Annotated in this window: 6 tRNA genes; all 6 read right to left on the reverse strand. The window is 51.0% G+C overall.

From position 1 onward, the window contains the following. Nucleotides 1-2 precede the first annotated feature (2 nt). Nucleotides 3-73 (reverse strand) — tRNA-Gly (locus A500_RS13110). A gap of 6 nt (nt 74-79) precedes the next feature. Beyond that, nucleotides 80-154, reverse strand: a tRNA-Gly gene (locus A500_RS13115). A gap of 18 nt (nt 155-172) precedes the next feature. Next, a tRNA-Leu gene (locus tag A500_RS13120) sits at nt 173-256 on the reverse strand. Nucleotides 257-264: 8 nt separating this feature from the next. Further along, nucleotides 265-340: transfer RNA gene (locus A500_RS13125), tRNA-Lys, on the reverse strand. Between the two features lie 4 nt (nt 341-344). Then, a tRNA-Gln gene (locus tag A500_RS13130) sits at nt 345-419 on the reverse strand. Between the two features lie 5 nt (nt 420-424). Next, nucleotides 425-500, reverse strand: a tRNA-His gene (locus A500_RS13135). Nucleotides 501-502 lie beyond the last annotated feature (2 nt).

Here is a 502-nt window from a genome sequence, read left to right on the forward strand (position 1 = left end):
GGAGCGGGTGATGAGAATCGAACTCACGTAACTTGCTTGGAAGGCAAGGGCTCTACCATTGAGCTACACCCGCATAATATGGAGCGAAAGACGGGACTCGAACCCGCAACATTCACCTTGGCAAGGTGACGCTCTACCATTGAGCCACTTCCGCTTATTTTAGTTTAAAATATGGTGCAGATGAAGGGAGTCGAACCCCCACGCCAATGGCGCTAGATCCTAAGTCTAGTGCGTCTGCCAATTCCGCCACATCTGCATATATTTTGGTGGCTTACCCGGGAATCGAACCCGGTACACCTTGATTAAAAGTCAAGTGCTCTACCGATTGAGCTAGTAAACCAAGTTGGCTGGGATAGCAGGATTTGAACCTACGAATACCGCAGTCAAAGTGCGGTGCCTTACCGCTTGGCGATATCCCAGCGAATGGGGTGAACGATGGGACTCGAACCCACGACAACCAGTGCCACAAACTGGCGCTCTACCAACTGAACTACGTTCACCA

The organism is Clostridium sartagoforme AAU1 (assembly GCF_000401215.1).
Classification (GTDB): domain Bacteria; phylum Bacillota; class Clostridia; order Clostridiales; family Clostridiaceae; genus Clostridium; species Clostridium sartagoforme.